Annotated in this window: 13 protein-coding genes; 5 read left to right on the top strand and 8 right to left on the bottom strand. The window is 72.2% G+C overall.

What is annotated here, in order from left to right:
• Window positions 1-3: 3 nt before the first annotated feature.
• From tal to pgl, 4 genes are all read left to right on the top strand, one after another.
• Window positions 4-1,182, top strand: coding sequence for a transaldolase (gene tal / locus ACLQ2X_RS19830; RefSeq protein ID WP_425682545.1), 1,179 nt, complete (start codon window positions 4-6; stop codon window positions 1,180-1,182).
• 182 nt (window positions 1,183-1,364) lie between these two features.
• A complete protein-coding gene (gene zwf / locus ACLQ2X_RS19825) occupies window positions 1,365-2,879 on the top strand; it encodes a glucose-6-phosphate dehydrogenase (RefSeq protein ID WP_425682544.1) in 1,515 nt (504 codons plus the stop codon).
• A gap of 31 nt (window positions 2,880-2,910) precedes the next feature.
• Window positions 2,911-3,927 (top strand): glucose-6-phosphate dehydrogenase assembly protein OpcA, encoded by a 1,017-nt coding sequence (locus ACLQ2X_RS19820; protein WP_425682543.1) that lies wholly within the window; start codon window positions 2,911-2,913, stop codon window positions 3,925-3,927.
• Window positions 3,928-3,996: 69 nt separating this feature from the next.
• On the top strand, window positions 3,997-4,767 hold the full coding sequence (gene pgl / locus ACLQ2X_RS19815; RefSeq protein ID WP_425682542.1) for a 6-phosphogluconolactonase: 771 nt from the start codon (window positions 3,997-3,999) through the stop codon (window positions 4,765-4,767).
• 63 nt (window positions 4,768-4,830) lie between these two features.
• Here the strand turns inward: pgl and ACLQ2X_RS19810 are convergent, their stop codons facing one another.
• The 8 genes from ACLQ2X_RS19810 to rapZ form a co-directional block, all read right to left on the bottom strand.
• The gene (locus ACLQ2X_RS19810) at window positions 4,831-5,175 is read right to left on the bottom strand and encodes an RNA polymerase-binding protein RbpA (RefSeq protein ID WP_425682541.1); all 345 of its coding nucleotides are present in this window, start codon (window positions 5,173-5,175) and stop codon (window positions 4,831-4,833) included.
• 127 nt (window positions 5,176-5,302) lie between these two features.
• Window positions 5,303-5,563 (bottom strand): preprotein translocase subunit SecG, encoded by a 261-nt coding sequence (secG, locus tag ACLQ2X_RS19805; protein ID WP_425682540.1) that lies wholly within the window; start codon window positions 5,561-5,563, stop codon window positions 5,303-5,305.
• Window positions 5,564-5,658: 95 nt separating this feature from the next.
• Window positions 5,659-6,450, bottom strand: a complete 792-nt coding sequence (gene tpiA / locus ACLQ2X_RS19800) for a triose-phosphate isomerase (protein ID WP_425682539.1) — start codon at window positions 6,448-6,450, stop codon at window positions 5,659-5,661.
• Window positions 6,451-7,644, bottom strand: a complete 1,194-nt coding sequence (locus ACLQ2X_RS19795) for a phosphoglycerate kinase (RefSeq protein ID WP_425682677.1) — start codon at window positions 7,642-7,644, stop codon at window positions 6,451-6,453. It abuts the gene before it with no gap.
• A gap of 8 nt (window positions 7,645-7,652) precedes the next feature.
• The gene (gap, locus tag ACLQ2X_RS19790; RefSeq protein WP_425682538.1) at window positions 7,653-8,657 is read right to left on the bottom strand and encodes a type I glyceraldehyde-3-phosphate dehydrogenase; all 1,005 of its coding nucleotides are present in this window, start codon (window positions 8,655-8,657) and stop codon (window positions 7,653-7,655) included.
• A 264-nt stretch (window positions 8,658-8,921) separates the two neighbouring features.
• Window positions 8,922-9,902, bottom strand: coding sequence for a DNA-binding protein WhiA (gene whiA / locus ACLQ2X_RS19785; RefSeq protein ID WP_030503240.1), 981 nt, complete (start codon window positions 9,900-9,902; stop codon window positions 8,922-8,924).
• Between the two features lie 55 nt (window positions 9,903-9,957).
• Window positions 9,958-11,046, bottom strand: coding sequence for a gluconeogenesis factor YvcK family protein (locus tag ACLQ2X_RS19780; RefSeq protein WP_425682537.1), 1,089 nt, complete (start codon window positions 11,044-11,046; stop codon window positions 9,958-9,960).
• The gene (gene rapZ, locus ACLQ2X_RS19775) at window positions 11,043-11,951 is read right to left on the bottom strand and encodes an RNase adapter RapZ (RefSeq protein WP_425682676.1); all 909 of its coding nucleotides are present in this window, start codon (window positions 11,949-11,951) and stop codon (window positions 11,043-11,045) included. The genes ACLQ2X_RS19780 and rapZ overlap by 4 nt, the downstream gene beginning before the upstream one ends.
• 310 nt (window positions 11,952-12,261) lie before the next feature.
• On the opposite strand from rapZ, the gene recQ reads away from it, so the two are divergent.
• A complete protein-coding gene (recQ, locus tag ACLQ2X_RS19770; RefSeq protein WP_425682536.1) occupies window positions 12,262-14,196 on the top strand; it encodes a DNA helicase RecQ in 1,935 nt (644 codons plus the stop codon).
• Window positions 14,197-14,281: the final 85 nt, after the last annotated feature.

Genomic DNA, 14,281 nt, shown 5'->3' with positions numbered 1-14,281 from the left:
GGCATGACCGACAGGCTGAACGAACTGCAGAACGCCGGAGTGGCGATCTGGCTCGACGATCTCTCCCGGGTACGACTGAGCTCCGGCGGGCTGGACAAGCTGCGCCGGGAGAGCCACGTGGCCGGGGTGACCACCAACCCGACGATCTTCGCCAAGGCGTTGAGTGACGCCGACGAGTACGACTGGCAGCTGCGCGACCTCGCCAGCCGGGATGTGGACGTCGAGGAGGCGGTCCGCATGCTCACCACGTACGACGTGCGGTGGGCCTGCGACGTGATGCGCCCCTCGTACGACGGCAGCGGCGGGGTGGACGGCCGGGTCTCGATCGAGGTGGACCCGCGCTCGGCGCACGACGCGGACAAGACGGTCGCCGAGGCCAAGGCGCTGTGGTGGCTGGTCGACCGACCGAACCTGTACATCAAGATCCCGGCCACCGAGGAGGGCCTGCCGGCGATCACCCGGACGCTTGCCGAGGGGATCAGCGTGAACGTCACGCTGATCTTCGGGCTGGACCGCTACTCGCAGGTGATGGAGGCGTTCCTGGCCGGCCTGGAGCAGGCGCAGGCCAACGGGCACGACCTGTCGAAGATCGGCTCGGTCGCCTCGTTCTTCGTCTCCCGGGTCGACAGCGAGGTGGACAAGCGGCTGGAGAAGATCGGCTCCGACCAGGCCAAGGCGTTGCGCGGCAAGGCCGCCGTCGCGAACGCCCGGCTGGCGTACGAGCGCTACGGCGAGGTCTTCTCCTCGGCCCGCTGGCAGAAGCTGGCCGACGCGGGCGCCCACCCGCAGCGTCCGCTCTGGGCGTCCACCTCGACCAAGAACCCGGACTACCGGGACGTCATCTACGTCGAGGAGCTGATCGCCCCCGGCACGGTCAACACCATGCCCGAGCCGGTCGTGCACGCGTACGCCGAGCACGGCGAGACGCAGGCGGACACGATCACCGGCGCGTACGACGACGCCCGCAGGGTCTTCACCGACCTGGAGTCCGTCGGCGTGGACCTGGCCGACGTGATCGCCACGCTGGAACGCGAGGGTGTGGAGAAGTTCGAGACGAGCTGGACGGAGCTGCTGGAGGGGGTCAAGAAGTCCCTCGCCGAGGCCGCCAAGGGTGCCGGCAGCCCGCACCGGGCCGCCGAGGGCAACGCGCAGGCCGCCCAGCAGGCCGGCGGCAACGCGTGACGGACGACCTCCGATGCGTCCCGGGGCCCGGCCCCGGGGCGCGTTCCGTCGTACCGTGGAACCGGTGAGGTGGTGACGTGGGTCACCGCGCCACCCAGCTGCCCGACACGGCCCGGACGGACACGCACGTGACGATCAATGACGTGGAAACAGCGGATCGAGACGCAACAGGAGGTGTCCCGGTGAATCCGCTGCGCGACGCCCAGGACCGGCGACTGCCCCGGATCCCCGAGCCGTGCGCGCTGGTGATCTTCGGGGTGACCGGCGACCTGGCCCGCAAGAAGCTGTTGCCGGCGGTCTACGACCTGGCCAACCGGGGGCTCCTGCCGCCCGGTTTCGTGGTCCTGGGCTTCGCCCGCCGGGACTGGGGTGACGGCGACTTCGAGTCGGTGGCCCACGAGGCGGCCAAGAAGCACGCCCGCACCCCGTGGCGGGAGGAGGTCTGGGCGCGACTCGCCGGCAACATCAAGTTCGTCGGCGGCTCGTTCGACGACGATGCCGCGTTCGACCAGCTCGCGTCCACGCTGGACGAACTGCGCGACACGCACGGCATCCCGGGCAACGCCGCCTTCTACTTCTCCATCCCCCCGGCCGCGTTCCCGGTGGTGCTCAAGCAGCTCGCCCGCACCGGCATGGCGGACAACGCGAAGTCCGGCGGTTGGCGCCGGGTGGTGGTGGAGAAGCCGTTCGGCAACGACCTGCCGTCGGCCAAGGCGCTCAACGACCTGGTCGACGACGTGTTCACCGGCCAGGACGTCTTCCGGATCGACCACTACCTGGGCAAGGAGACGGTCCAGAACATCCTCGCGCTGCGGTTCGCCAACAACCTGTTCGAACCGCTGTGGAACTCCAAGTACGTCGACTCGGTGCAGATCACCATGGCCGAGGACGTCGGCATCGGCACCCGGGCCGCGTTCTACGACTCCGTCGGCACCGCCCGCGACGTGCTCCAGAACCACCTGCTCCAACTGCTCGCCCTGGTCGCCATGGAGGAACCCACCAGCTTCGACGCCGACGAGATCCGCGCCGAGAAGCTCAAGGTGCTCAAGGCGATCACCGTGCCCCGCGACATCACCGCCGACACCGTCCGCGGCCAGTACCTGCCCGGTTGGGTGGGCGGCGAACGCGCCAAGGGCTACCTGGAGGAGGAGGGCGTCCCGGCGGACTCCACCACCGAGACGTACGTGGCGGTGAAGCTGGGCATCCAGAACCGGCGCTGGGCCGGGGTGCCCTTCTACATCCGGGCCGGCAAGCGGCTCCCCCGGCGGGTCACCGAGGTCGCCATCATCTTCAAGAAGGCCCCGCACCTGCCGTTCAACGACGCCGACATGGAGTCCCTGGGCCCCAACCAGCTCGTCATCCGGGTGCAGCCGGACGAGGGCGTGGTGTTGAAGTTCGGCTCGAAGGTGCCGGGCACGACGATGGAGGTCCGCGACATCGCGATGGACTTCCAGTACGGCGAGGCGTTCACCGAGTCCAGCCCGGAGGCGTACGAGCGGCTGGTGCTGGACGTGCTCATCGGCGACCGCACGCTGTTCCCGGACGCCGCCGAGGTCGAGCAGAGCTGGCAGGTGGTGGACCCGTTGGAACACGCCTGGGAGGGCACCACGCCGGAGCGGTACCGGGCCGGCGAGTGGGGTCCCCGGGCCGCCGACGAGATGCTGGCCCGGGAGGGTCGGGCGTGGCGGCGGGCGTGAGCGGGCACGGCGAGCGAACCAGGAGGCTCCGATGATCGGGCTGTGGGACACCACCGGCAACGAGGTGGTCAAGGCGCTGGCCGCGGAACGGCGCAGCGCGGGCGGGGTGGCCAGCGGCATGGCGCTCACGCTCATCGTCGTGGTGGACGAGAAGCGGGTCCGGGAGGCCGAGGCGGCAGCCACCATCGCCGCCGCCGCGCACCCCTGCCGCCTGCTCGTGGTGGTCCGCTCCGACGTCGAGCGGGAGCGCAACCGGCTGGACGCGGAGATCGTCGTGGGTGGCCGGCTCGGGCCGTGCGAGGCGGTGGTCACCCGGATGTACGGCCGGCTCGCGCTGCACGCCGAGTCGGTGGTGATGCCGCTGCTGGTGCCGGACGTGCCGGTGGTGACCTGGTGGCACGGCGAGCCGCCGCAGGAGATCGCCACCGACTTCCTCGGTGTGGTGGCCGATCGGCGGATCACCGACACGGCGCAGTCCCCGGACCCGATCGCCGCGCTGCGGGAGCGGGCCGTCGACTACGCACCCGGCGACACCGACCTGGCGTGGACCCGGATCACCCCGTGGCGGACGCTGGTGGCGGGGGCGTTCGACACCACCCAGGCCCGGGTCACCGAGGCGACGGTGGTGGCGCCCCGCACCGACCCGACGGCGGCGCTGATGCGCGGCTGGCTCGCCGCCCGCCTCGGCATCGACCCGGTCTGGGAGCACACCGAGGAGTTCCCCCGCATGCGCCAGGTGCAGCTGCGCTGCGCCAACGGCGACGAGCTGACGCTGACCAGGGACGACAGCGTGGCGGTCTTCCGGCGTACCGGGCAGCAGGACCGCACCCTGCCGCTGGTCCGTCGCCCGCTCGGCGACGAACTGGCCGAGGAGTTGCGCCGGCTCGACGCCGATCAGGTGTACGCGGAGGCGCTCGGCGCTTCGGCCGGGCTGACCGGGCTCGACGAGCGTCCCGTCCAGCGGGTGCACGTGTGGAAGGACCCGGCGACCGCCCAGCGCGCCGAGGCCGGCGTGACCGCGCACGCGGGCGCGACGGCGAACGAGTGACCGCCCGGACCGGGCGGTCGGAGGCACGGGTGACTGCCATGGGGTGGTCGGAACATGAGGGCACGACGGATGACTGAGGCGAGTGTCGCCGTACACGCCGACCCCGACCTGCTGGCGCAGGCGGTGGCGGCCCGGTTGGTGGTGAGGCTGCTCGACGCGCAGGCCGAGCGCGGCCAGGCGTCGGTGGTTCTCACCGGCGGACGGATCGCCGCGGCGGTGTACCGGGCGATCGGGCAGTTGCCCGCCCGGGACGCGGTCGACTGGTCCCGGGTCGACGTGTGGTGGGGCGACGAGCGGTTCCTGCCGGCCGGCGACCCGGAACGTAACGAGACGCAGGCGCGGGCGGCGCTGCTGGACACGGTGCCGCTGGACCCGGCCCGGGTGCATCCGATGCCGGCCAGCGACGGACCGGACGGTGACGACCCGGAGGCGGGCGCCGCCCGCTACGCGCGGGAGCTGGTCGCCGCGGCCCGCCCCGGACACGCCGCCCTCCCCCACTTCGACGTGCTGATACTCGGCGTCGGCGAGGACGGGCACGTGGCGTCGGTGTTCCCGGGGCATCCGGTGCACCACGACAGCCGCCCGGTCAGCGCGGTGCGGGGCAGCCCGAAGCCGCCGCCGGTGCGGACCACGCTGACCCTCCCGGCGATCAACACGGCCGAGGAGGTGTGGCTGGTCGCCGCCGGGGCGGACAAGGCGGGCGCGGTGGGCATGGCGTTGGCCGGGGCCGGCCCGGTGCAGTTGCCGGCGGCCGGGGCACGGGGGGTCACCCGTACCCTCTGGCTGCTGGACCGGGCGGCGGCGGCCAACGTGCCGCACCGCCTGCGCAGCCTTCGCTGAACGGTGCGAAGTGGGCCCCGCTCGACGGCATCCGGTCGAGGCGGGGCCCTTCCGTACGGTCGATCAGGCGCGACCGCGGCGACGGCGCAGCGCGTCCAGTGCCTCGGCGAGCAACGCCTCCCCCTCCTCCGGTGTGCGCCGCTCCTGCACGTACGCCAGGTGGGTCTTGAAGGGCTCGGCGCGGCGGCGGTCGGGTGGGTTGCCCTGGTCGGGGCCGGCCGGTTCACCGCAGCGGGTGCACTCCCACGTCGCCGGCGTCTCGGCCTCGGCGGCGATCAGGAACTCGACCCGGTGGCCGTGGCGGCACCAGTAGACGACCGGACGGCGCGGGGCCGGCTCGGCGCGTTGGTCGAAACGTTCGGGCGCGGCCCCGACCCGGGTGCCGCGGATGACGTTGTTGCTGGGCACGGTTGCTCGCTCCCTGTCGTCGGAGGGGACCGCCGCCGGAGGGGCGGGCGACGGGCGACGCGTGGAGAACAAAACTGCGCGCGGCCCGTCACGGACCGCGCGCAGATTGTACGACGTCAGCGTCGGCTCAGGCGCCGTTGGCCATCTGCAGCCGCAGCCAGAGCCCCAACCCGACGATGCACGCGAACCAGACGATTCCCACCAGAACGGTGTAGCGGTCGAGGTTCTTCTCGGCCACCGAGGAACCGGCCAGGCTTGAGCTGACGCCGCCGCCGAACATGCTCGACAACCCGCCGCCCTTGCCGCGGTGCAGGAGGATCAGCAGGGTGAGCAGGACGCTCGTGATGACCAGCAACGAGATCATCGTGTAGGCGAACCAGATCGGCATGGCGGGGGTCAGTCCTCTCGTAGCGATCACTGCCCGGACCTGTCGGGCACCGCGACACCGGCAGGTGGACGGGCAGCGTCAAGAATAGCGAGCGATCAGCGGGTGGTGTGCTCCGGGAACCGGCAGATCCCGGCGAACTCCTCCGCGTCCAGGCTGGCGCCCCCGACCAGAGCCCCGTCCACGTCCGGCTTGGCCATGATCGCGGCGACGTTCGACGCCTTGACCGACCCGCCGTAGAGAATCCGCACCTGCTCGGCGGTGCCCTGGTCGTAGGTCTCGGCGATACGCCGACGCACCTCGCCGCACACCTCCTGGGCGTCCTCCGGGGTCGCCGTCTTGCCGGTGCCGATCGCCCAGACCGGCTCGTACGCCACCACGACCTTGGTGACCTGTTCCGCGGTGAGCCCCTTCAGCGCGCCGTCGAGCTGGTCACAGCAGTGCGGCACCTGCCGCGACTGCTCCCGCACCTCCAGGCCCTCGCCGATGCAGAGGATCGGGGTGAGCCCGTTCGCCAGCGCCGCCGCCACCTTCGCGTTGACGAGCGTGTCGTCCTCGTGGTGGTACTGCCGCCGCTCCGAGTGCCCGACCACCACGTAGGTGCAGCCCAGCTTCGCCAGCATCGGCCCGGAGATGTCCCCGGTATAGGCCCCTGACGGGAACGGCGACAGGTCCTGCCCGCCGTAGCCGATCATCAGCTTGTCGCCGTCCACCGCGGTCTGCACGGTACGCAGGTCGGTGAACGGCGGCAGCACGACGCACTCGACGTCGGTGAGCTGCTTCTCGGTCAGGCTCGCGGCCAGCTTCTGCACCAGCAGGTTCGCCTCGAGATGGTTCAGGTTCATCTTCCAGTTGCCGGCCATCAGCGGCCGGCGGGTCGTGCTCGCCATTCAGTTCTCCAGGGCCGCGATGCCGGGGAGGGTCTTGCCCTCCAGGTATTCCAGGGAGGCGCCACCACCGGTGGAGATGTGCCCGAACGAGGAATCGTCCAGACCCAACGCGCGCACCGCCGCGGCGGAGTCACCGCCACCGACCACGCTGAACGCGTCGGCCTTGGTGATCGCCTCGGCCACGCCCCGGGTGCCGCTGGCGAACGCCGCCATCTCGAACACGCCCATCGGGCCGTTCCAGAAGATGGTCTTCGCCTGGGACAGCACGGCGGCGAAGCCGGCCACCGTCTCCGGCCCGATGTCCAGGCCCAGCCGGTGGCTGGGGATGCCGTCGGCCGGAACCGTGTCGTGCGCGGCGTCCGGCGCGAACGCGTCCGCGGCCACCACGTCGACCGGGAGCATGATCTTGCCCGGCGCGCGTTCCATCAGGTTGCGGCAGGTCTCGACCATGTCCTTCTCCAGCAGCGACGTGCCCACCTCGTGACCCTGGGCCTTGAGGAACGTGAAGCACATCCCGCCGCCGATGAGCAGCCGGTCGACCGTCGGCAACAGCGCCTCGATCACGGCCAGCTTGTCGGAGACCTTCGAGCCGCCCAGGACCACCACGTACGGCCGCTCCGGCTCGCCGGTGAGCCGGCTGAGCACCTCGACCTCACGCAGCACCAGCCGGCCCGCCGCGTGCGGCAGCCGCGCCGGCACGTCGTGCACACTGGCGTGCTTGCGGTGCACCGCGCCGAAGGCGTCGTCCACGTACGTGTCGCCGAGCGCGGCGAGCTGGTCGGCGAACGCGCCCCGCTCCGCGTCGTCCTTGCTGGTCTCCCCCGCGTTGAACCGCAGGTTCTCCAGCAGGGCGACCTGACCGTCGGCAAGCGCGGCCACGGTGGACCGCGCCGAGTCGCCGACGGTGTCCTCGGCGAAGTGCACCGGCGCGCCGAGCAGCTCACCGAGCCGCCCGGCGACCGGGCGGAGGCTGAACTGCGGGTCCGGCTTGCCCTTCGGGCGGCCCAGGTGCGAGCAGACGACCACCTTCGCGCCGGCCTGCACGAGCGCGCTCAACGTCGGCAGCACGGCCCGGATCCGGCCGTCGTCGCTGATCTCACCGGTCTGCTTGTCGAGCGGGACGTTCAGGTCGGCGCGCACCAGCACGCGCCGACCCGACACCCCCTCGGCGAGCAGGTCGTCGAGGTTGCGGATCCGTGCACTCACAGCGACTGACCCACCAGCTTCACCAGGTCCACCAGGCGGTTCGAGTAGCCCCACTCGTTGTCGTACCAGCCGACGACCTTGACCTGGTTGCCGATCACCTTGGTCAGGGGCGCGTCGAAGATGCACGACGCCGGGTCCGTCACGATGTCGGCCGACACGATCGGGTCCTCGTTGTAGCTGAGGATGCCCCGCAGCGGGCCCTCGGCGGCGGCCTTGATGGCGGCGTTGACCTCGTCCACAGTGGTCTCACGGCCGACCGTCACGGTCAGGTCGGTGGCGGAGCCGGTCGGGATCGGCACGCGCAGTGCGTAGCCGTCCAGCTTGCCCTTCAGCTCCGGCAGGACCAGGCCGATCGCCTTCGCAGCGCCGGTCGAGGTCGGGACGATGTTCAGCGCGGCGGCCCGGGCCCGACGCAGGTCCTTGTGCGGCGCGTCCTGCAGGTTCTGGTCCTGCGTGTACGCGTGGATCGTGGTCATCAGACCCTGCTCGATGCCGAACGTGTCCTGCAGCACCTTGGTCATCGGCGCGAGGCAGTTGGTGGTGCACGAGGCGTTGGAGATGATGTTGTGCTTGGCCGGGTCGTACTTGTCCTGGTTCACGCCCATGACCAGCGTGACGTCCTCGTTCTTCGCCGGCGCGGAGATGATGACCTTCTTGGCCCCGCCGTCGAGGTGCGCCTTGGCCTTGGCGCCGTCGGTGAAGAAGCCGGTGGACTCGATGACCACGTCGACGCCGACCTCGCCCCACGGCAGGTTCGCCGGGTCCTTCTCCGCGTACGTCTTGATGGTCTTGCCGCCCACCGTGATCTCGTCGGCGGTGGCCTTCACCTCGTGCGGAAGGCGACCCAGGATGCTGTCGTACTTGACAAGGTGGGCGAGCGTCGCGTTGTCGGTCAGGTCGTTGACCGCCACGACCTCGATGTCCGCGCCGGACGCCAGCACTGCCCGGAAGAAGTTACGGCCGATCCGGCCGAAGCCGTTGATGCCAACCCGGATGGTCACAGGTCCCATCTCCTCGCGTTCTGGTCCGCCGGCGTCAGACCACGGCCGGCGGAGGTGTGTGCGCCGACCGTTGGAGCCGGCCGTCGACATGTCATCTCGGCCACCCCGCCGCGGTCCTACCAGACCTGACCGCCCGAGGCGGTGAGCACGGCGAGGGATGCCTGTGCCGGCCCCCTTGCCGTACGCAGCGACCATATCCGAGCGTGCGGTGTCGCGCTGCGGCGGGTGGTGATCCCGCTCGCCGTGCGTCGCCCCACCGTCCTATCAGACCACGAGCATGTCCGGCGTGACTGCCGCTTCCGTATCCGGGATGCCCAGGTCACGGGCCCGCTTGTCGGCGAGCGCCAGCAGCCGGCGGATCCGGCCGGCGATGGCGTCCTTGGTCAGCGGCGGCTCGGCGAGCGCGCCCAGCTCCTCCAGCGACGCCTGGCGGTGCTCCAGCCGCAGCCGGCCGGCCGAGGTCAGGTGGTTGGGCGCGTCGTCGGCGAGGATCTCCAACGCCCGGGTCACCCGGGCCGCGGCGGCCACCGCCGCCCGGGCCGAGCGGCGCAGGTTGGCGTCGTCGAAGTTGGCCAGCCGGTTGGCGGTGGCACGCACCTCCCGGCGCACCCGTCGCTCCTCCCACGCCAGCACGCTGGAGTGCGCGCCGATGCGGGTGAGCAGCGCGGCGATCGCGTCACCGTCCTTGACCACCACCCGGTCCACGCCGCGTACCTCACGGTTCTTGGCGGTGATGCCGATCCGCCGGGCCGCGCCGACGAGCGCCAGCGCCGACTCCGGCCCCGGGCAGGTGATCTCCAGCGCGCTGGAACGGCCCGGCTCGGTCAGCGAGCCGTGCGCCATGAACGCCCCCCGCCAGGCCGAGACCGCGCAGCAGACGTTCGCGGCCACCACGTGCGGCGGCAGCCCGCGCACCGGGCGGCCCCGCACGTCGAGCAGGCCGGTCTGCCGGGCCAACGCCTCGCCGTCCTTGACCACCCGCACGATGAAGTGGCTGCCCTTGCGCAGGCCACCGGAGGCGAGCACGTGGATCTCACTGGGGTAGCCGTAGACCTCGGCGACCTCCCGCCGCAGGCGGCGGGCCACCGCCCCGGTGTCCAGCTCCGCCTCGACCACGACGCGACCCGACACGATGTGCAGGCCGCCGGCGAACCGCAGCAGGGCGGCCATCTCCGCCCGGCGGCAGCAGGGCTTGGGCACGTCGACCCGACTGAGCTCGTCCTTGACCGCGGCCGTCATCGCCATTAGTGCGCCCCCTCACGGACCGGTACCGGCGTGTCGCCGGTGATTACGTACGTGTCTAACGATCGGCGCCCAGGACAGGCACCAGTGCGGCGCCCAGGGCGGCTGGATCGTGACGGGGCGCACCGTCGAGGACGGCGACGGGAGCGAGAACCAGCCGGGCACCCAGCGATTCTGCCGCATGTTCGACCGCCACGGGGTCACCCACCGCCGTGGAGTCGGCCAGCACCCTGTCCACTTTCAGCTCGGGCAGATGGCGCCGCAGGGTGTCCAGATGGTCGGGCAGGGAGAGCCCGGAGGTCTCCTTCTCGGCCACCAGGTTGAGCGTCACCAACCGCCGGGCCGGGCTGGACACGATCGCGTCGGCCAGCCCCGGCACCAGCAGGTGCGGCAGCACGCTGGTGTACCAGCTCCCCGGCCCGAAGATCAACCAGTCGGCGGCCCGTACCGCGCTCACCGCCTCGGCGCACGCGGCCGGCGCGGCGGGGGTGAGCCGCAGCGACACCACCGTGCCGGAGGTGACCGCGACCTGGTGCTGGCCGCGTACCGTACGCACCTCGTCCGGACGGGCCGGGTCGACGCCACGGACCTGGGCCTCGATGCCCACCGGCTGCCGGGACATCGGCAGCACCCGGCCGACCGCGCCGAGCATCGCCCCCGCGTGGTCCAGCGCCGCCACCGGGTCGCCGAGCAACTCGGTCAGGCCGTGCAACAGCAGGTTGCCCACCGCGTGGCCGGCGAGCGGGTCGGCCGTGCCCGCCCCCGTACCCGTCCTCGCCCCGGCCCTTGCCGGCGGCGACGTCGTCAGCGCCGGCGACGCCGTCGGGGGGTGCGCGGCGCACTCCGGGCCGGCGAGCGGCGGCGGTGCGACGCGGGGCGCGGCGGCGGCGAAGCGGTGCTGGAACAACGCCGCGCTGCGCCGGGTGGCCGGATGGTCGCCGGCCAGCGCGACGAGCGCCTGCCGCAGGTCGCCCGGCGGCAGACCGCCGCGCTCGGCGCGCAGCCGGCCACTGGAACCACCGTCGTCACCCACGGTGACCACCGCGGTGATGTCCAGGTCGAGTTCGGGTACGCAGTGCCGCAGCGCCCGCAGCGACGCCGACAGCCCGTGACCGCCACCGAACGCGACCACCCTGGTCGGGGTCATTCCCGCCCCAGGTCCCGGTGCTGGGCGTTGGCGGCGATGCCGGAGCGCCGCAGCCGGGCGGCCAGTTCCTCGGCGATCGCCACGCTGCGGTGCTTGCCGCCGGTGCAGCCGACCGCCACGGTCAGGTAGCGCTTGCCCTCCCGCTCGAAGCCGGCGGTGGTGGCGTTGACCAGGTCGGCGTAGCCGGTCACGAACGCCTCCGCGCCCTCCTGGCCCAGCACGTACGCGCTGACCGCCTCCTCCCGGCCGGTGTGCTCCCGCAGCTCCGGCACCCAGTACGGGTTGGGCAGGAACCGGGCGTCCATCACGAAGTCGGCATCCGGCGGCAGGCCGTACTTGAACCCGAACGAGATCACGGTGATCCGCAGCCGGCGGGCGTCCTCCCCGCCGAACAGCTCCTCGACCCGCCGACGGAGCTGGTTGACGTTCAGCTGGCTGGTGTCGATGATCACGTCGGCCTGCTCGCGGGCCTCCTCCAGCAGCGTCCGCTCGACGGCGATGCCGTCGGCCAACCGCCCCTCACCCTGCAACGGGTGCGAGCGGCGCACGCTCTCGAAGCGACGGATCAGCACCTCGTCGTCGGCGTCGACGAACACCACCCGGGGCTGGAAGCCGCGCTCGCGCAGCTCCCGGATCGCCCCGGCCAGGTCCGTGGAGAAGGCACGCGAGCGCACGTCCAGCACCATCGCCGTACGCCGGGCCGCGCCGCCGGCCTTGAACGCCAGCTCGGCCATGTCGAGCAGCAACGCCTGGGGCAGGTTGTCGACCACGTAGTAGCCGACGTTCTCCAACGCCCGGGCCACCGTGCTGCGCCCACCGCCGGACAGCCCGGTCACCACCACCAGTGAGGTGTCCGACTCAGCCGACGCGGGCCGCCCCAGCGCGGTCTCCGCGTTGGTCGGCACCAGGTCACCCGTCGTACGCGCCTCGCTCACCCGCTACCCCCAGACGTGGCGCCGCGGCCGGTCGGCCGCGCATGGTCAATCAGCGACTCTAACGGCTGCGACCCCGCCCGGGATTCCACGGGTGAGGAGCGGCGCAGCGCGTTGCCCGGTTCCGGTCGCCGCGGGTGGTGCTCCCGACACCCGGGCGCATCGCCGACGATCGGTGCACGCGCGGCTCCGCCGGGTCACCGACCGGGGTGGGGGCGAGGCCGGCCCGGCGACGCGCCCGCCGGAGCGGGGCGCTGTCGGGGGACGCTCGTAGACTGCGCGGATGGTCTCCCCCACCGACGAGCGGACCACCGAGGCGTCACCCACCGAGGCGTCACCCACCGAGGCGTCACCCACCGCGCCGCCAGCCACCACCGCGCCGCCAGCCACCACCGCGCGGACCGCGCACGCGCTGGAGGTGTTGCGCCGGGTCTTCGGCTACGACGCCTTCCGCGGCTTCCAGCAGGAGATCGTCGAGCACGTGGTGGCCGGCGGCGACGCGCTGGTGCTGATGCCCACCGGCGGCGGCAAGTCGCTGTGCTACCAGATCCCCGCACTGGTCCGCGACGGCGTGGCGGTGGTCGTCTCCCCGCTGATCGCGCTCATGCAGGACCAGGTCGACGCGCTCACCGCGGTCGGCGTGCGGGCCGGGTTCCTCAACTCCACCCAGGATCCGGCACAGCGGCGCCGGGTCGAGGCCGCCTACCTGGCCGGTGAGCTGGACCTGCTCTACCTCGCCCCGGAAGGGCTCGCCGTCCGCTCCACCCTCGGCCTGCTGGAACGCGGCCGGATCGCCCTGTTCGCGATCGACGAGGCGCACTGCGTCTCCCAGTGGGGGCACGACTTCCGCCCCGACTACCTCAACCTGTCGATGCTGCACGAACGCTGGCCGGACGTGCCGCGGATCGCGCTCACCGCCACCGCGACGGCAGCCACCCGCACCGAGATCGCCACCCGCCTGCGGCTCACCGACGCCCGGCACTTCGTGGCCAGCTTCGACCGGCCCAACATCCAGTACCGGATCGTGCCCAAGCGGGAGCCACGCCGGCAGCTGCTCAGCCTGCTGCGCGACGAACACCCGGGCGACGCCGGCATCGTCTACTGCCTGTCCCGGGCCTCGGTGGAGAAGACCGCCGACTTCCTCGTCGCCAACGGCATCCCTGCCCTGCCCTACCACGCGGGTCTGGACGCCACGACCCGCGCGACCAACCAGCAGCGCTTCCTGCGCGAGGACGGGCTGGTCATGGTCGCCACCATCGCGTTCGGCATGGGCATCGACAAACCCGACGTCCGCTTCGTCGCCCACCTCGACCTGCCCAAGTCGGTGGAGGGCTACTACCAGGAGACCGGCCGCGCCGGGCGCGACGGGTTGCCGTCGACGGCCTGGCTGGCGTACGGGCTGCAGGACGTGGTGCAGCAGCGCAAGATGATCGAGACGTCCGATGGCGACCTGGCACACCGGCGCAACCTGGCCGCCCACCTGGACGCGATGCTGGCGCTGTGCGAGACGGCCCGGTGCCGCCGCGCCCAAATGCTCGAATACTTCGGCGAGAGCGGCGTGGCCAACTGCGGCAACTGCGACACCTGCCTCGACCCGCCCGAGTCCTGGGACGGCACGGTCGCCGCGCAGAAACTGCTCTCCACCGTCTACCGGCTCGACCGGGAACGCAACCAGCGGTTCGGCGCCGGGCACAGCATCGACATCCTGCTCGGCAAGCACACCGACAAGATCGACCAACACGGCCACGACTCGCTGAGCACCTTCGGCATCGGCGCCGACCTGCGCGAAGCCGAGTGGCGCGGCGTGGTCCGGCAACTGCTCGCCGAGGGCCTGCTGGCCGTCGAGGGCGACTACGGCACGTTGGCGCTCACCGAGGCCAGCGCGGAGGTGCTCGCCCGACGTCGCACGGTCACCCTGCGCAAGGAGCCGGAGCGCCCGCTGTCCGGCCGGGCCGCGAAGCCACGGGGCGCGGCGACCGTCGTCGCCGACCTCTCCCCCGCCGCGACACCGGTCTTCGAACGGCTCCGCGCGTGGCGTGCGGCCACCGCGAAGGAGCAGGGCGTCCCGGCGTACGTCGTCTTCCACGACGCCACGCTGCGGCAGATCGCCGCCGAGCCTCCGACCACGCTGGCCGAGCTGTCGAGGTTCAACGGCGTCGGCGAGAACAAGCTCGCCAAGTACGGCGAGGGGATCCTGGCCGTCCTCGCCGAGTCCTGAGACGCCGAAAGGCCCGACCCCCGGTGTGGGGTCGGGCCTTGTCGTGGTGGGGCTCAGCTGGTGCTGTAGCCGCGGGTGGCGATCC

The organism is Micromonospora sp. DT31 (genome assembly GCF_049841795.1).
GTDB lineage: Bacteria > Actinomycetota > Actinomycetes > Mycobacteriales > Micromonosporaceae > Micromonospora.
The sequence above is the reverse complement of the archived record's forward strand: the minus strand, read 5'-3'. Positions and strand labels throughout refer to the sequence as shown.